The sequence below is a fragment of the Nocardioides cynanchi genome, assembly GCF_008761635.1.
Lineage (GTDB): Bacteria > Actinomycetota > Actinomycetes > Propionibacteriales > Nocardioidaceae > Nocardioides > Nocardioides cynanchi.
In genome coordinates, this window is record NZ_CP044344.1 from 3,521,941 (window position 1) to 3,541,123 (window position 19,183).

19 protein-coding genes and 1 tRNA gene are annotated in these 19,183 nt (G+C 72.2%); 10 read left to right on the forward strand and 10 right to left on the reverse strand.

Features of this window, described 5'->3' with window-relative positions; all coding sequences use genetic code 11:
- Positions 1 to 12: 12 nt before the first annotated feature.
- Positions 13 to 987, reverse strand: coding sequence for a thiamine pyrophosphate-dependent dehydrogenase E1 component subunit alpha (locus tag E3N83_RS17055; RefSeq protein ID WP_202879257.1), 975 nt, complete (start codon positions 985 to 987; stop codon positions 13 to 15).
- A gap of 196 nt (positions 988 to 1,183) precedes the next feature.
- Positions 1,184 to 1,678 (reverse strand): 2-C-methyl-D-erythritol 2,4-cyclodiphosphate synthase, encoded by a 495-nt coding sequence (ispF, locus tag E3N83_RS17060; RefSeq protein ID WP_151084343.1) that lies wholly within the window; start codon positions 1,676 to 1,678, stop codon positions 1,184 to 1,186.
- Between the two features lie 20 nt (positions 1,679 to 1,698).
- Here ispF and E3N83_RS17065 point away from each other — a divergent pair, with 20 nt between their 5' ends.
- A complete protein-coding gene (locus E3N83_RS17065; RefSeq protein WP_151084344.1) occupies positions 1,699 to 3,207 on the forward strand; it encodes a molybdopterin-dependent oxidoreductase in 1,509 nt (502 codons plus the stop codon).
- Here E3N83_RS17065 and E3N83_RS17070 read toward each other — a convergent pair.
- Both E3N83_RS17070 and E3N83_RS17075 read right to left on the reverse strand, forming a co-directional pair.
- Positions 3,204 to 3,389 carry a hypothetical protein gene (locus E3N83_RS17070; protein ID WP_151084345.1) on the reverse strand — a complete coding sequence of 62 codons (186 nt, stop codon included), beginning with the start codon at positions 3,387 to 3,389 and terminating at the stop codon, positions 3,204 to 3,206. The two genes, E3N83_RS17065 and E3N83_RS17070, sit on opposite strands and share 4 nt — an antisense overlap.
- A 52-nt stretch (positions 3,390 to 3,441) precedes the next feature.
- Positions 3,442 to 4,443 carry a peptidase C39 family protein gene (locus E3N83_RS17075; RefSeq protein ID WP_151084346.1) on the reverse strand — a complete coding sequence of 334 codons (1,002 nt, stop codon included), beginning with the start codon at positions 4,441 to 4,443 and terminating at the stop codon, positions 3,442 to 3,444.
- A 106-nt stretch (positions 4,444 to 4,549) separates the two neighbouring features.
- Here E3N83_RS17075 and cysS point away from each other — a divergent pair, with 106 nt between their 5' ends.
- The 3 genes from cysS to E3N83_RS17090 all read left to right on the forward strand — a co-directional run bounded on the left by cysS (position 4,550) and on the right by E3N83_RS17090 (position 8,397).
- A complete protein-coding gene (gene cysS, locus E3N83_RS17080; protein WP_151084347.1) occupies positions 4,550 to 5,971 on the forward strand; it encodes a cysteine--tRNA ligase in 1,422 nt (473 codons plus the stop codon).
- Complete coding sequence (rlmB, locus tag E3N83_RS17085; RefSeq protein WP_151084348.1) at positions 5,971 to 6,921, forward strand: 23S rRNA (guanosine(2251)-2'-O)-methyltransferase RlmB; 951 nt, start codon at positions 5,971 to 5,973, stop codon at positions 6,919 to 6,921. Before cysS ends, rlmB begins: the two co-directional genes overlap by 1 nt.
- Positions 6,922 to 7,239: 318 nt before the next feature.
- A complete protein-coding gene (locus tag E3N83_RS17090) occupies positions 7,240 to 8,397 on the forward strand; it encodes an acyl-CoA dehydrogenase family protein (protein ID WP_238342956.1) in 1,158 nt (385 codons plus the stop codon).
- A 7-nt stretch (positions 8,398 to 8,404) separates the two neighbouring features.
- On the opposite strand, the gene E3N83_RS17095 is transcribed toward E3N83_RS17090, so the two are convergent.
- Together E3N83_RS17095 and soxR are read right to left on the reverse strand one after the other, a co-directional pair.
- The gene (locus E3N83_RS17095; protein ID WP_151084350.1) at positions 8,405 to 9,625 is read right to left on the reverse strand and encodes a DUF4032 domain-containing protein; all 1,221 of its coding nucleotides are present in this window, start codon (positions 9,623 to 9,625) and stop codon (positions 8,405 to 8,407) included.
- 37 nt (positions 9,626 to 9,662) lie between these two features.
- On the reverse strand, positions 9,663 to 10,097 hold the full coding sequence (gene soxR / locus E3N83_RS17100; RefSeq protein ID WP_151084351.1) for a redox-sensitive transcriptional activator SoxR: 435 nt from the start codon (positions 10,095 to 10,097) through the stop codon (positions 9,663 to 9,665).
- A gap of 51 nt (positions 10,098 to 10,148) precedes the next feature.
- On the opposite strand from soxR, the gene E3N83_RS17105 reads away from it, so the two are divergent.
- From E3N83_RS17105 to E3N83_RS17115, 3 genes are all read left to right on the forward strand, one after another.
- Entirely contained in the window at positions 10,149 to 10,826 is a 678-nt protein-coding gene (locus E3N83_RS17105) for a thiamine pyrophosphate-dependent enzyme (protein WP_238342957.1), read from the forward strand.
- The gene (locus tag E3N83_RS17110) at positions 10,823 to 11,719 is read left to right on the forward strand and encodes a transketolase family protein (RefSeq protein ID WP_151084352.1); all 897 of its coding nucleotides are present in this window, start codon (positions 10,823 to 10,825) and stop codon (positions 11,717 to 11,719) included. Before E3N83_RS17105 ends, E3N83_RS17110 begins: the two co-directional genes overlap by 4 nt.
- An 84-nt stretch (positions 11,720 to 11,803) precedes the next feature.
- Positions 11,804 to 11,877, forward strand: a tRNA-Thr gene (locus E3N83_RS17115).
- Between the two features lie 117 nt (positions 11,878 to 11,994).
- Here the strand turns inward: E3N83_RS17115 and E3N83_RS17120 are convergent.
- Both E3N83_RS17120 and pdxY read right to left on the reverse strand, forming a co-directional pair.
- Positions 11,995 to 12,975 carry an SAM-dependent methyltransferase gene (locus E3N83_RS17120; protein WP_151084353.1) on the reverse strand — a complete coding sequence of 327 codons (981 nt, stop codon included), beginning with the start codon at positions 12,973 to 12,975 and terminating at the stop codon, positions 11,995 to 11,997.
- A 239-nt stretch (positions 12,976 to 13,214) separates the two neighbouring features.
- Positions 13,215 to 14,066 (reverse strand): pyridoxal kinase PdxY, encoded by an 852-nt coding sequence (gene pdxY, locus E3N83_RS17125; RefSeq protein ID WP_151084354.1) that lies wholly within the window; start codon positions 14,064 to 14,066, stop codon positions 13,215 to 13,217.
- A 58-nt stretch (positions 14,067 to 14,124) separates the two neighbouring features.
- Here pdxY and E3N83_RS17130 point away from each other — a divergent pair, with 58 nt between their 5' ends.
- Positions 14,125 to 14,868, forward strand: coding sequence for a DinB family protein (locus E3N83_RS17130; RefSeq protein WP_151084355.1), 744 nt, complete (start codon positions 14,125 to 14,127; stop codon positions 14,866 to 14,868).
- Positions 14,869 to 14,877: 9 nt separating this feature from the next.
- Positions 14,878 to 15,831, forward strand: coding sequence for an aldo/keto reductase (locus tag E3N83_RS17135; protein WP_202879259.1), 954 nt, complete (start codon positions 14,878 to 14,880; stop codon positions 15,829 to 15,831).
- A 237-nt stretch (positions 15,832 to 16,068) separates the two neighbouring features.
- Here E3N83_RS17135 and E3N83_RS17140 read toward each other — a convergent pair whose 3' ends face one another.
- Both E3N83_RS17140 and E3N83_RS17145 read right to left on the reverse strand, forming a co-directional pair.
- Complete coding sequence (locus E3N83_RS17140; protein WP_151084356.1) at positions 16,069 to 16,458, reverse strand: hypothetical protein; 390 nt, start codon at positions 16,456 to 16,458, stop codon at positions 16,069 to 16,071.
- A gap of 42 nt (positions 16,459 to 16,500) precedes the next feature.
- Complete coding sequence (locus E3N83_RS17145; RefSeq protein WP_151084357.1) at positions 16,501 to 18,729, reverse strand: MMPL family transporter; 2,229 nt, start codon at positions 18,727 to 18,729, stop codon at positions 16,501 to 16,503.
- A 131-nt stretch (positions 18,730 to 18,860) separates the two neighbouring features.
- Between E3N83_RS17145 and E3N83_RS17150 the strand changes: the two genes are divergently transcribed.
- Positions 18,861 to 19,118 carry a DUF167 domain-containing protein gene (locus E3N83_RS17150; protein WP_151084358.1) on the forward strand — a complete coding sequence of 86 codons (258 nt, stop codon included), beginning with the start codon at positions 18,861 to 18,863 and terminating at the stop codon, positions 19,116 to 19,118.
- Positions 19,119 to 19,183 lie beyond the last annotated feature (65 nt).

Here is a 19,183-nt window from a genome sequence, read left to right on the forward strand (position 1 = left end):
TCAGGGGCTCCTTCAGGCCTGGGCGAAGACGCTGTCGAGCAGGTCGGACGGGTCGGCGTCGGGGGCGGAGTTGGCCTCGCGGACCGCGGCGCGCAGAGTGGCCACCACCTCGTCGCGGACGGCGGCGACGTCCTCGGCGGTGAGCAGGCCGGCCTCGATGGCCTGGGCCTCGAAGTGCGGGATCGGGTCCTTCTCCTGCCACTCCGAGATCTCGTCGCGGGTGCGGTAGAGGTTCTTGTCGGACTTGCTGTGGCCCTTCCACCGGTAGGTCACGTTCTCCAGCAGGGTCGGGCCCTCGCCGGCCCGGGCCCGGGCGACCGCCGTCTCCATGGCCTCGTAGACGGCGGGTACGTCGTTCCCGTCGACGGTGACGCCCGGGATGCCGTAGCCGGCGGCCTTCTCGGCGACGTGGTGGACCAGCATCGACTTCTCGGTGGAGAACGACATGCCGTACTTGTTGTTCTCGCAGATGAACACGACCGGCAGGTGCCAGATCGCGGCCAGGTTGACCGCTTCGTGGAACGCGCCCTCGTTGACCGCCCCGTCGCCGAAGAAGCAGGCGACCACGCGGTCCTCGCCCCGGAGCTTGTAGGCCAGGGCAGCGCCGGCGGCGATCGGGATGCCGCCCGCGACGATGCCGTTGGCGCCGAGGTTGTTGGTCTCGACGTCGGCGATGTGCATCGAGCCGCCACGGCCGCGGCAGTAGCCGGTCTCCTTGGCCAGGAGCTCGGCCATCATCCGGACCAGGTCGGCCCCCTTCGCGATGCAGTGCCCGTGACCGCGGTGGGTCGAGGTGATCGCGTCGGTCTCGCGCAGGGCGAGGCAGACGCCCGTCGGCGAGGCCTCCTGGCCGATGGACAGGTGCATGGTGCCGTGCATCAGGCCGCGCGCGAAGAGGTCGTCGACGGCCTCCTCGAAGCGGCGGATCTCCCACATTGTGACCAGGGTGGATCGGGCGGTGGCGGCGTCGGCGAGGGGATGAGGCACGGGGATCGACTCTCCTGATCTGCACATATGTGCAACTATCACTCACGTTTGTCCAGAGGGTAGGTGACGGGGGTCACGCTGGCAAGAGCCCCGACCCAGAAAGTTGCCCGAGGCAGCGCACACCCGTGCGGGTCGGCCCAGTCGGATGGGGAGGGGCACGAGCGCCGCAGCTCCGCCCGGCGAGATGGCCTCGGGGTCAGTGCACGAGAGCGGTGGCGATCGCCGCGACACCCTCACCGCGACCGGTCAGGCCGAGACCGTCCGTGGTGGTGGCGCCGAGCGACACGGGGGCACCGACCGCCGCGGAGAGCGCCGCGACGGCCTCGTCCCGGCGGGCGCCGAGCCGGGGCCGGTTCCCGATCACCTGGACGCTGACGTTGCCGATCTCGAACCCGGCGGCCCGGACCCGGGCCGCGGTCTCGGTCAGCAGCGCGACGCCGGACGCACCGGCCCATGCGGGCTCCGCCGTACCGAAGTTGCTCCCCAGGTCGCCGAGTCCGGCGGCCGAGAGCAGGGCGTCGCACATGGCGTGCGCGCACACGTCGCCGTCGGAGTGGCCCTCGAGCCCCTGCGGCTCGTCGGGCCAGGCCAGGCCGGCCAGGTGGAGCGGCACCCCGTCGGCGAGACGGTGGACGTCGGTGCCGATGCCCGTTCGCGGACCGTAAGGAGTGGAGGCCACGGAGTCGATCATGCCCGAGACACAATCGGAGGGTGCGGACTTCGCGATGGCCCTGGCTGCTGGCCGGGTTGCTGGCCGGCCTGGCCGGCCTCGCCACCAGCTACCTGACCTCGGGCCTGCTGAACCTCCGCGGCAACCCGGTGACGCAGGTCGCCGAGCTGGTGATCAAGCTGACTCCGGGCAACGTCGCCGAGTCGGCGATCCAGGCCGTCGGGCACAAGGACAAGCCGCTGCTGGTGACCGGGGTCCTCGTCGTGCTCCTGCTCTGCTTCGCCGGGATCGGGCTGGCGGCACGGCGCGCCACCGACTGGGGGATAGGCCTGTTCATCGTGCTGGGCGTCATCGGGCTGGTCGCGCAGCAGTCCCAGTTCAACCCCCCGGTCGCCGGCGTCCTGCCGATCCTGGTCGGAGTGCTGACCTGGACGGTCGTGCTCGCGCTGCTCGTCGCCCAGCTGCGACCGCGACCGTTCCTCGACGTCGACAACGGCCGTCGCTTCCTGCTCGGAGCTGCCGCGGTCGGGGTGGGCAGCGCGGTGGTGGGTGGCATCGGGTGGAGGGCCGGCGGTCGCCTGCGCAAGGTCGACGCGGCGCGGAGGTCGCTCACGCTCACCGGCGTGACTCCGCCGAAGGTGCCCGCCGGGACCGAGGTCGGGCTGGACGGCATCGAGGCGTGGGCGACGCCGGCTGGCCGCTTCTACCGGATCGACACCTCGCTGAGCCCGCCCGCGATCGCGCCGGCCGACTGGACGGTGCGGATCCACGGGATGGTCGACCACGAGCTGACGCTGACCTACGACGACCTGCTCCGGCGCAAGCGGACCGAGGCGTGGGTGACCCTGAACTGCGTCTCCAACACCGTCGGCGGCAACCTGATCAGCAACGGCTGGTGGAGCGGCGTACGCCTCCAGGACCTGCTCGACGAGGCCGGGGTCCAGGCCGGTGCCGACGCTCTCAAGCAGACCTCCGACGACGGGTGGACCTGCGGGACGCCGATCTCGGCGGTCACCGACGGGCGCGACGCGATGCTGGCGATCGCGCTGAACGGCGAGCCCCTGCCCATCGAGCACGGCTTCCCGGTGCGGACGGTGGTGCCGGGGCTCTACGGCTACGTGTCGGCGTGCAAGTGGGTGCGCGACATCGAGGTCACGACGTTCGACGCGTTCACGGCGTACTGGACCGAGCGGGGCTGGTCGGCCCAGGGCCCGGTCAAGCTCGCGTCGCGGATCGACGTACCCCGCAACGGGCACTCGGTCACCGCCGGGAAGGTGCGGGTCGGCGGGATGGCCTGGCAGCAGGACATCGGGATCCGCGCGGTCGAGGTGCAGCTCGACGCCGGGCCGTGGCAGCCGGCGCACCTGGGGCGGACCGAGCTCGACGACGCCTGGGTGCAGTGGGACGCGACCCTCGACGTGCCGTCGGGGAGCCACAGTCTCCGGGTGCGGGCCACCAACAAGAACGGCCAGGTGCAGACCGCGGTACAGGCCGCCCCGGCGCCGAACGGCGCCTCGGGCTGGCACACCATCTCCTTCCAGGCGGGCTAGCCGCTCGACCCGGCCTTCCCGTAGAGGAGCACTTCGCCGGGCCGGGGCCGCACGTGCGAGTACGACGCGCCGATCAGGCACGGCCGTCCCGTGGCGGGATCGGCGGTGACGATCAGGGCCTGGCGCGGGCCGTCCGGCGGACCTCCCGGCACTCCGCCGTGCATGAAGCTCGCCCCGGCCATCCAGATCACCCGGACGTGGACGACGTGCCCGGACGGGCACGGGTGGGGCCGGTCAGCGGACCTCGCCCCGCACGAGCGCCGGGAGCACCTGGTCGTCGCGGTGGATCACGTAGACGAGGCCGCCCGCGCCGTCCAGCCAGGCGCGCTCGAAGCCGGCCCGGTCGTAGGTACGGCGGACGCTGCGCTCGCTCGGCGCGGCAGGGTCGTTGGCGACGACGTCGCCGGCCGCGGTGAAGCCGCGGATCACCAGGAGGTGCCCGTCGGTGGCTCGGGTCGGGGCGCCGGGGAGGGCGCCGGGGCCGTAGGCGAGGCTGGCCACGAGCGGGATGCCGGCCTCGAGGAACGCCTCGGCGTCGCGCAGGTCGTGCAGGCGGGTCACGAACGCGCGGTCGGCCACGCTCGCCGCCCAGGCGGTGTTGAAGGACCAGTTGCCGGTGCCGTCGTACGCCCGGTCGAAGACCGCGTGGGCCGCGGCAGGGACGTCCGCCGGCTCGGTGTCGGTGCCCGGTGGCAGCCTGCCGAGATGCGCCAGCACCATCGAGACCGCCGTCGGCGAGCACCACCCGGTGCCGCCGACCTCGCTCCACCTCATCTGGCTCAGACGCGGCACGTCGAGCAGCCGTTCCACTCCCGCGGGCCGCGACGTGGTCGCCCGCACGGCGCCGCTGGACACCACCGCCCCGATCCGGGTCAGGGTGGGTGCCCGGCCGGCCGGTGAGGGATGCAGGGCGACCCGGAGCCGGTAGGCATCCGCGCCGCCGGTCGGCCGCCAGACGTCGGTGTCCACCTCGGGGTCGCCGCCGATGCTGGTCCGGTGGGCCGGCCTCCGGCCGGACGCCCACCGCCCCAGGCTGTGCCAGGTGCCGTCGTCGGGTGCCTGAGTGCTCACCTCGATCCAGCTGCCCCGTGGAGTCGTGGCCGCCCACGAAGCGACCAGGTCGTCGATCACGAAGCCCGGCTCGCACCACGGCGAGGTCCAGGAGCGCACACCGCCGGGGCGGCTGACCCGGCCGTCGGCGGGTGACCAGGCGTCGTACCGGATCCGGCGGGGCACCCCACGACGATAGGCGACGCGACCGCCCGTGCCGGCCTGCTCGCTGCGGCCGACCGCTCATCCGCGTCGAATCGGACGGTCCTCGCCGGACCCCTACGATTGGTGGGTGACTCTCCGGCTCCATGACACCGCGACGCGTGAGACGCGTGACTTCGTCCCCCTCGAGGCGGGCCGGGCGGGCATCTACGTCTGTGGGCTGACTGTGCAGAGCGAGCCGCACGTGGGCCACGTCCGCTCGGCGGTGAACTTCGACGTGCTCCGGCGCTGGCTGACGGCCTCGGGCTACGACGTCACCTTCATCCGCAACGTCACCGACATCGACGACAAGATCCTGGCGAAGGCCGAGGCGCAGGGGCGGCCGTGGTTCAACATCGCCTACCTGATGGGTCGCGAGCTCGACCGCGCGCTCGAGGCGATCAACGTGCTGCCGCCGACCTACCAGCCGGCCGCGACCGGGCACGTGCCCGAGATCCTGGAGCTGATCGCCCAGCTGGTCGCGCGCGGGCACGCCTACCCCGCCGAGGACGGCTCGGGCGACGTCTACTTCGACGTGCGCTCCTGGCCGTCGTACGGCGAGCTGACCCGGCAGCGGATCGACGACATGGAGGCCGCGGAGGACGCCGACCCGCGCGGCAAGCGCGACCCGCGCGACTTCGCCCTGTGGAAGGGCTGGAAGAAGGCGCTCGAGCCCGAGACCGCGGCGTGGCCGTCTGCCTACGGCCCGGGCCGCCCCGGCTGGCACATCGAGTGCTCGGCGATGGCGGCGAAGTACCTCGGACCGGCGTTCGACATCCACGGCGGCGGCGTCGACCTGCGCTTCCCCCACCACGAGAACGAGCTCGCCCAGTCCCGGGCGGCCGGCCAGGCGTTCGCGTCGTACTGGCTGCACAACGCCTGGATCACGACCGCCGGCGAGAAGATGTCGAAGTCCCTGGGTAACTCCCTGCTGATCCCGTCGGTGCTCGAGCGGGTGCGGGGCATCGAGCTGCGCTACTACATGGTGGCGGCGCACTACCGCTCGCACGTGGAGTTCTCCTTCGAGGCGCTCGACGACGCGGCGAAGTCGTTCCGGCGGATCGAGTCGTTCCTCGACCGTGCCGACGTCGCCCCGGGGGTCGAGCGGAGCCGAGGCCACCTGCCCGACGCGTTCGTCGCCGCCATGGACGACGACCTCGGTACGCCGGCCGCGGTGGCGGTCGTCCACGACCGGGTCCGGGAGGGCAACCGGCTGATGGACGAGGGTGCGTCGGCCGAGGAGGCCGCCCACTCCGTGCGCGCGATGCTCGACGTGCTCGGGCTCGACCCGGCGGACCCGGCCTGGCCGTCGTCCGGCGGCTCTGCCGACGACAGGCTGACCTCCGCCGTCGACTCGCTGGTGGCCGGACTGTTGGCTGAGCGCGCCGAGGCGCGTGCAGCCAAGGACTGGGCTCGCGCCGACGCCATCCGGGACACCATCGCCGCCGCGGGGATCGACGTCGAGGACACCCCCGACGGACCCACGTGGACCCTTTCGAGCGGAGACAGCTGATGCCAGGGAACTCGAGTCGCAAGGGCGCGATCCGCAAGCAGTCCAAGAAGCCGACGGCGGGGTCCGGCGGCCGGGTGCGGCGCGGGCTCGAGGGTCGCGGTGCGACGCCGAAGGCCGCGGACCGCCCCAACCACAAGGCCTACAAGTTCAAGGCGAAGGCCGAGCAGGCAGCCTCCGCGCGCCCGAAGCGGCGCAGCAGCGGCGACGACGAGTGGATCGCCGGACGCAACCCCGTCGTGGAGGCGTTGCGGGCCGGCGTGCCGGTCAGCGGTGTGTACGTCGCCGAGGGCACCGACCGTGACGCCCGGCTGCGCGAGGCGTTCAAGCTGGCGGCCGAGGGTGGCATCTCGTTGCTCGAGGTCACCAAGGCCGAGCTGGACCGGCGTACCCAGGGGGCGGTCCACCAGGGGCTGGCCGCACGCATCCCGGCGTACGAGTACGCCCACCCCACCGACCTGCTCGACCTCGCCGCCGAGCGAGGGGAGTCGCCGCTGATCGTGGCCCTCGACTCGGTGACCGACCCGCGCAACCTCGGCGCCGTGGTCCGCTCGGCCTCGGGCTTCGGCGCGCACGGGGTCGTCGTACCCGAGCGGCGGGCGGCCCGGATGACTGCGGCCGCCTGGAAGTCGTCGGCCGGCGCCGCGGCCCGGATCCCGGTGGCGCACGCGACCAACCTGGTGCGGACGCTCAAGGACTACCAGGACGCCGGCTGCCAGGTGATCGGCCTGGCCGCCTCCGGCGACCTGACCCTGCCCGAGCTGATCGCGGACACCGAGCTGGCCACGGGCCCGCTCGTGCTGGTCGTCGGCTCCGAAGGCGATGGGCTCGGCCGCCTGGTCGGCGAGACCTGCGACCGGCTGATGTCGATCCCGATGGCGTCGTCCCTGGAGTCCCTCAACGCGGGCGTGGCCGCCTCCATCGCCCTCTACGCCCTGGCCCAACACCGCTGACTCGGCACAAAGAGGCAGTCACAACCCGCTGAGTCGGCGCAAAGTGGCAGCTGAGGCATGCCGAGTCGGCGCAAAGAAGCATCGGATACCCGCCGAGTCGGCGCAGACGGACGGAGAGCCGCCGATCCCGGTGCCACTTTGTGCCGACTCGGTGTCCTTTGCCTGCCACTTTGCGCCGACTCAGCCTGTTGTGGGTGCCTCTTCGTGCCGACTCAGCGGGTTGTGGGTGCCTCTTTGCGCCGAGTGGGCGGAGTGGGTGGATGTGACGGTCGGATGCCGGGTCGGGAGGAAGTGTCACAGGGTGGCATCATCGGCCGGGTGGGTACGACGGTGGAGCGGCTGCTGCCGCGCGACGACGACGGGGTCGGCGAGGCGCTGCTCGAGCTGACCCGTGAGATCGCCACCAAGGAGCTCGCGCCCCAGGTCCACGAGGCCGAGGAGCGCGGCGAGTTCCCGGAGTCGGCATACCGCCTGCTCGGCCGATCGGGGCTGCTCAGCCTGCCGTTCGCCGAGGAGTACGGCGGTGGGGGGCAGCCCTATGAGACCTACCTGCAGGTGGTCGAGGAGATCGCGACGGCGTGGCCCAGCGTCGGGGTCGGGATGAGCGTGCACTGCCTGACCGCGAACGTCGTGGCGGTCAACGGCAGCGCGGCGCTGCGCGAGGAGTGGCTGCCGCGGATGCTGTCCGGCGACTGGCTCGGTGCCTACTGCCTGTCCGAGCCGCAGGCCGGCTCGGACGTGAGCGGGATCCGCACCCGCGCCACCCTGGACGGCGACGCGTACGTCGTGAACGGCACCAAGCAGTGGATCAGCAACGGCTCCTGCGCTGACTACTACATCCTCTTCGCCCGCACCTCCGACGACGCCAAGCGCGGGCTCTCGGCCTTCGTGCTGCCCGGCGACCTCGACGGCGTCGCCTTCGGTGCCCCCGAGAAGAAGATGGGCCTGGCCTGCGACGTCACCACCCAGGTGATCTTCGACAGCGCCCGGATCCCGGCAGCCCAGCTGGTGGGCGACGAGGGTGCCGGGATGAAGGTCGCCCTCTCGGCGCTCGATGCCGGCCGCCTCGGGATCGCCGCCGTCGCCACCGGGATCGCCCAGGCGGCGCTGGCGCACGCGGTGGCGTACGCCGGGGAGCGCCGGCAGTTCGGCCGCACCATCGGCGAGCTGCAGGGGCTCCAGTTCCTGCTCGCGGACATGGCGGCCGATGTCGAGCGTGCCCGGGCGACGTACCTCCACGCCGCCCGCCTCAAGGACGCCGGCCGGCCCTTCAGCCGGCAGGCGTCGATCGCCAAGCTGACCGCCTCCGACGCCGCGATGCGGGTCACGACCGACGCGGTGCAGGTGCTGGGCGGCAACGGCTACACCCGTGACTACCCCGTCGAGCGGCTCTTCCGCGACGCCAAGGTCACTCAGATCTTCGAGGGCACCAACCAGATCCAGCGGATGGTGATCGGGCGCGACCTGCTGCGGTGAGGCGAGGTCAGGCGTCCGGCGGCTCGTCCGCGGCGACCAGCTCGTCGGGCTTGGTGGTCAGCACGGTGTCGATGTAGTCGCGCGCGGTGTCGAAGATGCCGACCTCGGCCCCGGCGCGCTCGGAGAGGTACCACCGGTGGACCAGGATCTCGTGGAAGATCTCGGCCGGCTCCAGCTTGCCCCGGGCCTCCGGGGGCACCATCGCCATGATCGGCTCGAAGATCTGGGTCAGCCAGCGGTTGGCGGCCAGGCCGCGGTCCTCGCGGCCGAGGTCGTAGTGGGCGATGAAGGCCGCGAGGTCGTTGAGCAGGCGGCGCGCCTGGGCGTCCTCGACGTCGAGCCCGGTCAGTGCCTGGAGCTCGCGGCGGTGGTGGCCGAGCTCGACCACCTTGGGCTGGATCCGGATCCGGTCGCCGTCGAAGTCGGTGACGATGTCGAGCTCGTCGACGTCGAAGCCGAGGTCGTTGAGGCGCTCGATCCGCTCCTGGATCCGCCACATCTCGGCCGCGTCGAACTCCTGCTCCGCGGTCAGCTCGCCCCACAGCTCGTCGTACCGCTTCTGGATCAGCTGGACGATCTCGTGTCCCTGCACGTGTTGCCCGATCGCGCCTCCGGCCTGGAGGTCGAGCAGCTCGGCGAAGACGTTCTCGCAGCCGACCTGCACGTCGTACTCCCGCATCTGCCGCGACAGGGTGGGGCGCAGCTCGCCGGTCTCGGCGTCGACGAGGTACGCCGCGAACCCGCCGGCGCTGCGCCGGAACAGCACGTTGGACAGGGACACGTCACCCCAGTAGAAGTCCACGAGATGCAGCCGCACGAGCAGGACGACCAGGGCGTCGACCAGGCTGGGCAGGCTCTCGGCGGACAGCCCGTGCGCGAAGAGCGCCCGGTAGGGCAGGGAGAACGCGAGGTGCTGGGTGAGCAGCGCCGAGGACAGCTCCTCGCCCGTTGCGTCGACCCGGCCGGTGACCACGCCCTGAGGGATGACCGCGGGGAGGTTGAGGCGCTGGAGGTCGCGCAGGAGGCGGTACTCGCGGAACGCGATGTCCTCCTGGGTCTCCTTGATCGCGTAGGTGCGCTCACCGAACCGGACGATCCTCACGATGTGCCGGCTCAGGCCGCGCGGGAGCGGGACGACGTAGTCGTCCGACCACTCCTCGAGCGGCGTGGACCAGGGCAGCCGCACCAGGGCCGGGTCCGGTCGGCTGGCCACGATGTGCAGCGCCATGAGGTCAGGTTAGTGCTCGGGGCTGCCCGGGCAGCGTTCAGCGACCCTCGAGGATGACCGCCCCCGGGCCACGGGGTGCGACCTCGTCGCCGGGGTTGCTGAGGGCGCAGCGGCGCAGGCTCAGGCAACCGCAGCCGATGCACGAGTCGAGGGTGTCGCGCAGCCGCTCGAGCTGGGCGATCCGGGCGTCGAGGAGCGGCCGCCAGCTGCGGCTGAGCCGGGTCCAGTCGGCCTTGGTGGGGGTCCGGTTGCTGGGCAGGGTGGCCAGCGCCGCCTCGATCTCCTCGAGGGTGAGGCCCACCCGCTGGGCGGTCCGGATGAACGCGAGCCGCCGCAGGGTCGCCCGCGCGTAACGGCGCTGGTTTCCCGTGGTACGACGCGCGGAGACGAGGCCGCGGCCCTCGTAGTAGCGGATGGCGCTGGCGGCGACGCCGGAGCGCTCCGACAGCTCGCCGATGGTGAGGTCGTCCACACCGACAGCCTGCCTTGACTTCAAGTTGACTTCAACTTGTCTGATGGGTCCGTGAACGACATCCGACGACTGCTGACCCTGATGACCGGCGACGAGAAGCACTCCCTCGCCTCGATCTCCACCCTCGACGTGCTGCGGGTGCTCTACGAACGCGTACTCGACGTCTCCCCGGAGACGGTGGACGACCCGCGCCGCGACCGCTTCCTGCTGTCGAAGGGACACGGGCCCATGGCCTACTACGCCGTCCTCTGCGACCGCGGCTTCTTCCCCGAGTCGTGGCTCACGGCGTGGGGAACGTTCGACTCGCCGCTGGGCCATCACCCCGACCGCAACCTCGTCCCCGGCGTGGAGATCTCGAGCGGCTCGCTCGGGCACGGGCTCCCGCTCGCGGTGGGCACGGCGCTGGGCCTGCGTGCGCAGGGCATCGACTCGCGGGTGGTCGTGCTGGTCGGTGACGCCGAGCTCGACGAGGGGTCCAACCACGAGGCCCTCGAGCTCGCCGCCGCGCTCGGTCTCGACGCCGTGACCGTGGTGGTCGTGGACAACCGGAGCACGAGCTACGCCGTACCCGGGCGGATCGCGGAGCGGTTCACCACGGAGGGCTGGCAGGTCACCACCGTCGACGGTCGGGACCACGACGCACTGGAGAAGGCGCTCTCCGAGCGTGGTGTGGGCCGGCCCAACGCCGTGGTCGCCACCGTGCTCGACGGGCAGGGGGAGGCGGCATGACCACACCGACCCGGGACCCACGCACGCAGTTCGCACGCACCGCCACAGACCTCCTGGACGAGGACCTGTCCACCGCCTTGGTGATCGCCGAGATCTCGGCCCGCTTCTTCGGGACGGCGTTTCGCCGTCACCCCGACCGGGCGCTCAACGTCGGCATCCGCGAGCAGCTGCTGGTCAACGTCGGCGCCGGGATGGCCCTGACCGGGATGCGGCCGATCGTGCACACGTTCGGCACGTTCCTGGTCGAGCGGACCTTCGAGCAGGTCAAGCTCGGCTTCGGTCACCAGGGAGTCGGCGGCGTGCTCGTCGGTGTCGGTGGGTCGTTCGACGCGTCGACCGCCGGTCGGACGCACCAGGCCCCCGGCGACGTCGCGCTGATGGACACCCTCCCGGACGTGGCGATCCACGCGCCGGGCACCGCGGCCGAGACCGACGCGGCGCTCCGCAGTGCGGTGGCGGCGGAGGGGCTGCACTACGTGCGGGTCGTGGGGCAGACGAACGCCGACTCCTTCGTCGGCCCCGGCCTCCACGTCGTACGACGTGGGGCGGGGGCGACGGTGATCGCCTTCGGCCCAGTCCTGGACGAGGTGCTGACGGCGACCGCCGAGCGTGATGTCACCGTGCTCTACACGCACACGGTGCGGCCCTTCGACGGTCCGGCCCTGCGTCGGCTGCTGGGCACCCCGGAGGTGGTGCTGGTCGAGCCGTGGCTCGCCGGCACGTCGGCGCGCTGCGTCGCGGACGCACTGGTCGACGTACCCCATCGGCTGCTGGCACTCGGCACCCGCCGCGCCGAGCTGCGGCACTACGGGTCCCCGGCCGAGCACCAGCGCGCCCACGGGCTCGATGCGGCCGGGATCCGGCGCTCGGTGGACGCCTTCCTGGCTGCGTGATCGGCCGGCGGCATCGGGCTCCCGGTCGATGGGACGGCGTCCCGTCAGCGTCGTTAGGCTGTCCCGGCCGCATCCTCGCGGCGCGCCGCGTTAGCTCAGTTGGCCAGAGCGTCGCACTTGTAATGCGAATGTCGAGAGTTCGAATCTCTCACGCGGCTCTGCCTGTCGGTGGCAAGTCCCAGTGTCCTGGCACGTTCGAGTGTCGGGGATCTGACTGGTCCGAAGACGTGCGTTCCCTGACGTTCGCGTCGGCGAACCCCAGGCTCGGAGCCCTGTCAGGGGCGTCGGAAGCGCACCGAGCTGGGCCCGGGCTCGCCGACCCCGACGACCTCGACCTCGGTGAAGCCGGCCGCCTCCACCTCGGCCATCAGCTCGTCCGCGGTGCGCAGCGGGACACCCCAGGAGGCCAGCATCACGCGGAACAGCGCGTCGCCCGGCTCGTCGCCGGCGAGGGGAGCCGTGGCGATGCCTCTGCTCCGCAGCGCCGCGTGCAGGGCCGCCAGGGCTCCCGGGCGGGACTCGACGGGGAAGAAGAACTGGCTCCAGAAGGCCCGGTCGAACGGTTCCTCGGTGGTGTAGTCGCCGGCGTCACCGCAGACGACGCTGAAGCGGTCGCTCAGGCCCAGCTCAGCGGCTCGGCGCGCGGCCTCGGCCGCGAGGTCGGGGCTGAGCTCGACGCCGACCGCGGTCAGCCCCGGCGCCGCCTGCAGGGTGGTCAGGATCCGCCCCGCCACTCCGCAGCCGAGCTCGAGGAGGCGGCAGCCGGTCAGCAGGTCGGCCCGGTCGGGATCGCCTGCGATGTCGGCACGGAACGCCGCGACCAGGCCCGCGGCGTACGGGTTCGGCGACACGGCGCGGGCCAGGACGAGGCGGTCGTCCGGGGGCATGCTCCAGTAGTCACCGGCTCCGATCCCGGCCAGCAGCCGACCCATGATCAGCCCGGTCCGGAGGTTGTCACCGAGGTCGGAGTAGGCGTCGTCGGCGACCAGGGCGCGCCACAACGGAGTCAGGCGCAGGCCGCCGTGCGGGTCCTCCTCCAGCACCTGGTGCGTCAGGAGTGCGGCCACGACGCTCTCCGCCACCGGCTCGGCGAGGCCGAGGGTCGGCGCGACGCGGTCCCGGGCGACGGTTCCGAGCAGGGCCGCCAGCGCGCCGGAGGAGTGCAGACCACCCACCAGCCCGGCCAGCGCCTCGTGCTCGAGCAGCGGCGTGAGCACCGTGTCGAAGGCCTCGAAGAAGCCCGGGTCGTCGTCCATGGCGCTCAGTATGTCCGCGGCGGCCCCACCGGCCACGCCTCGCGCGGATCGTGCTCGGAGAGCTGGTTCGCAAAAAGTTGCCAGAATGTGCCTCGCCGGAGGGCAAGCGGTTACTCTGTTGTTCGAGGCCGCTTCATCACCCCCCTGAGAGCGGCCGGGAGCCGCGTCCCCCCCGGCGTGGCCCAGTGCCTCATCCGGCTCGGCTGGATGGGGCGCCGAATCACGCCGGTGGACCCAGCTCAGCGCACCCGTTCGACCTCGAACTCGCAGTCGGGGCGGGCGATGGCGTCCTGCGCCGCGATGATCCGCAGCTCCCGCTCGCCCGACTCCATCGTCGCGGTGAGTACGGCGTACACCGTCGAGGCGGTCGCGGCCAGCGCGTCGGCCGCGGAGCCGGTCTCCGCGAGGTGCGCGGTGAACAACGCCGCGGTCAGGTCTCCGGAGCCGTTGACCTTGATCGGCAGTCGGGGTGTGCGCACCGTCCACGCGCCCTCACCCGTCACCGCCAGCATCTCGATGGTGTCGTCGGGCCGGTCGGGACGCAGCACCGAGGTGACCAGCACCGTGGCCGGGCCCAGGGCCCGGGCCGCGTCGGCCGAGTCGAGGGTCGACCCGAGCGACTCCGGCGAGGTGTCGGTGAGGAAGCCCAGCTCGAACTGGTTGGGGGTGATCAGGTCGGCGACCGGGACGACCTGCTCGCGGATGATCGGCGGGATCGCCGGGTCCACGAAGCATCCGCTGGTGGCGTTTCCCATCACCGGGTCGCAGGTGTACGTCGCGCGTGGGTTGGCCGCCTTGACCTGGGCCACCGCGTCGACGACCACGTCGCAGATGCCCGGGCCGCCGAGATAGCCCGACAGCACGGCGTCGCAGGTGCCGAGCACGCCACGGTCGGCGATGCCGGTGATCACCGCGCGGACGTCGTCGGGGGAGAGCAGCGGGCCGCCCCACGCGCCGTAGCCCGTGTGGTTGGAGAAGACGACGGTGTGGACGGGCCAGACCTCGTGCCCCAGCCGCTGCAGCGGGAAGGTCGCCGCGGAGTTGCCGACGTGCCCGTACGCGACCGACGACTGGATCGACAGGATGCGCATCCCCCCATCCTGTCATCGCCCGGGAGGCCCTGTCGGCGCCGAGTCCTAGGGTGCCAGGATGGAGCGATTCCTCGAGCAGGACCTCACCGGTGCCGAGTTCCGCGAGTGCGTGCTGAGCAACGCCCGCCTGATCGGCGTGGTCATGGACGACGCCGAGATCGACGGGCTCGTCTCCAACCTCGTCGTGAACGGCGTGGAGGTGAGTGGCTACGTCGAGCAGGAGCTCGACCGTCGCCACCCGGTCCGGCTGCTGATCCGCTCCGACGACCCGGCCGACCTGCGGGAGGCCTGCCGCCGGGTGCGCGCCGGCTGGGCGACGACGGTGCAGCGGCTGGACGCCATGCCGCCGGGCAGCGAGCACCGGCGCGTCGACGACGAGTGGTCGACGGTCGAGACGCTGCGCCACCTGGTGTTCGTGCACGACTCGTGGTTCCGGCGCTGCGTGCTCGGCTCCACGGCCCTGTTCACGCCGTTCGGCCTCGGTCCGGACTACGTGTTCGACGAGGGAGAGCAGGGCCTCGACCGCTCCGCCGAACCAGGGCTGGCCGAGGTGCTGACGGTGCGCGACAGGCAGGCGGCCGAGCTGGAGACGTGGCTCGCGACCGTGTCGGCCGCCGACCTGCTCGAGCCGGCGCCGGTGCCCGACGGCCCGGGCTGGCCGACGTACGCCCGCGGCCGGTCGGTCGTCCAGTGCCTGCGCACGGTGCTCAACGAGGAGCACGAGCACCACGGCTTCGCGGTCCGCGACCTCGACCGGATGAGCTCGTCTCCTCCCGACCGGGTGCCTCCGTCCGCTGGCTAGGGTCGAGTCATGAGCGAGATGAGCTACCGCCCGCTGGGCGACTCCGGCCTGATCGTCAGCGCGGTCGGGATCGGCTGCAACGCCTTCGGCCGGCGAGTGGACCTCGAGGGGGTCAACGACATCCTGGACGGGGCTCAGGACGCCGGGGTCACGCTGCTCGACACGGCCGACGTGTACGGCGGCGACGGGGCCAGCGAGGCTCTGCTCGGCCTGGCGCTCGAGGGTCGCCGTGACGACTTCGTGCTGGCGACCAAGTTCGGCATGGACATGCAGGGGGCGAACGGCGCCGACCACGGGGTCCGCGGCTCCCGGGCCTACGTGCGCCGAGCCGTCGAGGCGTCGCTGCGTCGGCTCGGTGTCGACCACATCGACCTCTACCAGCTCCACGAGCCCGACCCGGTCACCCCGATCGAGGAGACCCTGTCGGCCCTGACCGATCTGGTCCGCGAGGGCAAGGTGCGCTACCTCGGCTGCTCCAACGTCGCCGGCTGGCAGGTCGCCGACGCCGACTGGACCGCTCGCACGTCGGGTCTCGAACGCTTCGTCTCGGTGCAGAACCGCTACTCGCTGCTCGACCGGACGATCGAGGACGACGTGGTGCCGGCCTGCGAGGAGTTCGGGCTCGGGGTGCTGCCCTACTTCCCGCTCGAGTACGGCCTGCTCACCGGCAAGTACCACCGCGGCGAGGCCGCTCCGGCCGGCAGCCGGGCGGCGAGCGCTCCGTCTCCCTGGCTGGAGCGAGCCGACTGGGACCGGATCGAGGCCCTCGAGGCGTACGCCGCCGCCCGCGACCTCTCGATGCTCGACGTGGCGATCGCGGGTCTCGCCGCCCAGCCGGCTGTGGCCTCGGTGATCTCGGGCGCGACCTCGGGCGACCAGGTCCGCAGCAACGCGGCCGCGCTGCGCTGGCAGCCGACGGAGGCCGACCTGGTCGAGCTCGACGAGGTCACGACCGGATCCTGAACTCAGTCGCCGTGGTACTCGTCGACCGGCGGCACCGCCGGTGGATGCTTCTCAGGGACGAAGTCGGCGAGGCTGTGGCTGCTCCCGACATGACCATCGCGCGACCGACCACCGCCGGAGCGATGATGATGGGGCCGGCGGACCCACCAGACGAAGCCGATCAGGACGGTCGCCGCAGCGAACACATAGCCCCACACGAGGTGGAGTCTAGGCGCCGGAGGGGGTGGTTCGGCGCTCTCAGGTGCCGGGGAGCCGCGCGTCCTCCGCCAGGCGCCCGGCGTCGTACTCCAGCAGGGTGTGCTTGGCGATGATCGAGTGCAGGCCGTAGCGGCCCGGGCTGTCCCGGAGCTCGACGAGGGTCGAGCGGGCCCGCGCCTCGTCCGAGAACAGGCTGTGCCCGGCCGACCAGAGCCGGACCGCCGGCCGGGGGTCGTCCAGGAGCGCGGCGATCGCCGCCAGGCCCTCCGGGGAGTGCTGGAGCGCCAGTCGCTGCTGCTGCAGCTGCTCCACCAGTCGATCGCGACGCCGCGCGTTGGCCGTGTGGCCCTCGTCGCCGACCAGGTCGGCCAGCTCGGACAGGGTCTGCCGGTAGCTGTCGCTCGCGGTCTGCGCAGAGGGCTCGCTCACGCCCCGATGATGGCACGAGCAACCCCTGTCGAGTGAGGGCCGCTAGCGGGCCGGTGCCCCCGCGTCGAGGCGGGGCTGCTCCGCGGACGCCGCCTCCTCGATCGCCGGCACGGGGTCGACCCGTTCGGGCAGGAAGGACAGCCAGGCCGGCAGCCACCAGGTCCGATCGCCGAGCACGGTCAGCACCGACGGCAGGAGTACGGCGCGCACCACCGTCGCGTCGAGCAGGATCGCGACCGCCAATCCGACCCCCAGCTGCTTGAACGTCGTCATCGACAGGGTCGCGAAGACCGCGAAGACAGCGACCATGATGGCGGCGGCGCTGGTGACCACGCCCGCCGAGATCCGGATGCCGTGCGCCACGGCGTCCTGGGTCGACATCCCGCGGTCGTAGGCCTCGCGGATCCGCGAGACCACGAAGACGTGGTAGTCCATCGAGAGCCCGAACAGGATCACGAACGCGAACAGGGGGATCCAGGACTGGATCGCACCGACCCCGCGGCCGCCGACCAGACCGGCTCCCCAGCCGTGCTGGAACACCGCGACCATGACCCCGAACGCGGCCGCCATCGAGAGCACGTTGAGGGCGACCGAGACCGCCGCGATCGTGAACGAGCGGAAGGCGACCAGCATCAGCAGGAAGGCCAGCACGAGCACGAAGAGGATGACCGGCAGGAACGCGTGCTGGAGCTGGGTGTTGAAGTCCTGGGAGAACGCGAGGTCCCCGGTGACATAGGCCTCGACGCCCGGCACCTGGCCGAAGCTGGCCGGGATGACGTCGGAGCGCAGTGCGTGCAGGGCTCGCACCGAGGTCGCATCGGAGCCGTCGCCCGCCAGCGGCACCCTGATCTCGACGATGTTCGAGCCCTGGTGCGGCACGACGATGATCGGCTCGCCGACCAGCCCCGTGGCCGTGGCCAGGGTCTTGAACTCGGTGACCGCACCGCCGACCTGGGCGGCGGTCGCGTCGTTCGTGCGCACCACCACGCGGGCCGGCGTCGGGCCACCGGGGAACGCCGCGGTGATCCTGTGGTAGCTCTGCATGATGCCCGCGTCGGCCGGCAGCTGCTTGTCGAGGCTGAGGTTCTCCGTGTGGATCCCGAGCACCGGGACCGCCAACACGACCAGGAAGCCGACGGCGGCGGCGACGGAGAGACCGGGCCGCTTCAGCACCCGTCCGAGGATCGCGCCCCAGACCCGGCTGCCGTCGCCCGGACGACGCATCCTGGCCAGGCCGGGCACGCGCCCGAAGTCTACGTGGTCGCCGAGCACCGACAGCAGCGCCGGGAGGACGGTCACGGATCCGGTCATCGCGACCACCACGACGAGGATCGCGGCGATCGCGAAGCCCTCGAAGATCAGCATCCCGGACAGGAACATGCCCGACATGGCCACGACGACGGTGAGTCCGGAGATCAGCACGGAGCGTCCCGAGGTCGCGGCCGCGATCCGCAGCGAGGTCTCGGGGTCTCTCCCGCGGGCCCGCTCCTCGCGCTCGCGGCGCAGGTAGAACATGCAGTAGTCGACGCCCACGGCCAGGCCGACCAGCAGCATCACCGAGCTGGCCGAGCTGTCGAGGGCGAGCCGGTGGCTGATCAGCGCGAGCAGCCCGTTGGCGGCCAGGAACGACGTCATGGCGAGCCCGACCGGCAACACGGCGGCCAGGAAGGCGCCGAAGGCCACGAGCAGGATGCCGAGCGCCAGGGGTACGGCGGTCCACTCCGCACGCTGGAAGTCCTTGCCGATCGTGTCGTTGAACCAGTGGTTGGCCGACCCGTCGCCGAACTCGTCGATCCGGACGCCGGGGTGCGCCGCGCGGGTGGCGGCCGTGGCGTCGAGGATCGGCTGGACCCGGTCCGCCGCGGTCATCGGGTCGCCGGTCATGCCGACGCGCACCAGCACCGAGTGGCCGTCCGCGGAGACGAGGTGCTCGGCATACGGGTCGGCGACGGTGGTGACCGCACCCGTGGCCTCGAGCCGCCGGGTCAGGTCGGCCACGGCCGCACGGGTCGGCGCGGAGGTGGCGGCGTCGCTGCCGCTGAGCAGGAACAGCTCGCCGGCCGGCGTGCTCAGCCCGGCGGCGTCCAGGATCTGGATCGCCTTGGCCGAGTCTCCCGCGGCGTACTGGTCCGCCGTCATCTGACGCTGCCCTGCCATCGAGCCGATCGAGACCGCGAGGGCGACGAAGGCCACCCAGCCGACGATGGCGATCACCCTGTGTCGCACGCTCCAGCCGCCCATCGCGGCGGCGATGTTCCGCTTGCCGTTCATCGTGCCTCTCTTCATCTGTCAGGCACCATCGTTCTTCCCAGCCGAGCAGGGTCGGCAGAGGCGAAGGTCACGGCGGGGCCGGGCGTGGGGTCGCCCTTGCCCGGCCCGGGCCGTGGCGCGATGCTCCACGGGTGCGTGCCGCGATCCGGGTCAAGCCAGGGGCGGGCCGCACCGTCGTCGGCGGGCGGTACGACGACGCGCTGGTCGTGCGGGTCCGTGAGCGCGCCGTGGACGGGCGGGCCACCGAGTCGGCGCTGCGGGCGCTGGCCGAGGCGCTCGGCCTGCGGCGTGCGGACGTGCGGCTGGTCACCGGCAGCACCAGCCGGACCAAGGTCGTGGAGTTCGCCGACTCGGCCTCCGCCGCTTTCCTCCTGTTGAAGGGCGAGTGACGATATGAAGATGTTCGCAAGTCGTGTGATGATGGGGTGACCGTCCGACCCCGTGCCCAGACCAG

Bases quoted from the DNA above. Each gene is read 5' to 3' on its own strand.
- ispF (WP_151084343.1), bottom strand. From the start codon at position 1,678: ATGATCGACTCCGTGGCCTCCACTCCTTACGGTCCGCGAACGGGCATC.
- E3N83_RS17070 (WP_151084345.1), bottom strand. From the start codon at position 3,389: ATGGCCGGGGCGAGCTTCATGCACGGCGGAGTGCCGGGAGGTCCGCCG.
- rlmB (WP_151084348.1), top strand. From the start codon at position 5,971: ATGCCAGGGAACTCGAGTCGCAAGGGCGCGATCCGCAAGCAGTCCAAG.
- E3N83_RS17095 (WP_151084350.1), bottom strand. From the start codon at position 9,625: ATGGCGCTGCACATCGTGGCCAGCCGACCGGACCCGGCCCTGGTGCGG.
- E3N83_RS17110 (WP_151084352.1), top strand. From the start codon at position 10,823: ATGACCACACCGACCCGGGACCCACGCACGCAGTTCGCACGCACCGCC.
- E3N83_RS17120 (WP_151084353.1), bottom strand. From the start codon at position 12,975: ATGGACGACGACCCGGGCTTCTTCGAGGCCTTCGACACGGTGCTCACG.
- pdxY (WP_151084354.1), bottom strand. From the start codon at position 14,066: ATGCGCATCCTGTCGATCCAGTCGTCGGTCGCGTACGGGCACGTCGGC.
- E3N83_RS17130 (WP_151084355.1), top strand. From the start codon at position 14,125: ATGGAGCGATTCCTCGAGCAGGACCTCACCGGTGCCGAGTTCCGCGAG.
- E3N83_RS17135 (WP_202879259.1), top strand. From the start codon at position 14,878: ATGAGCGAGATGAGCTACCGCCCGCTGGGCGACTCCGGCCTGATCGTC.
- E3N83_RS17145 (WP_151084357.1), bottom strand. From the start codon at position 18,729: ATGAACGGCAAGCGGAACATCGCCGCCGCGATGGGCGGCTGGAGCGTG.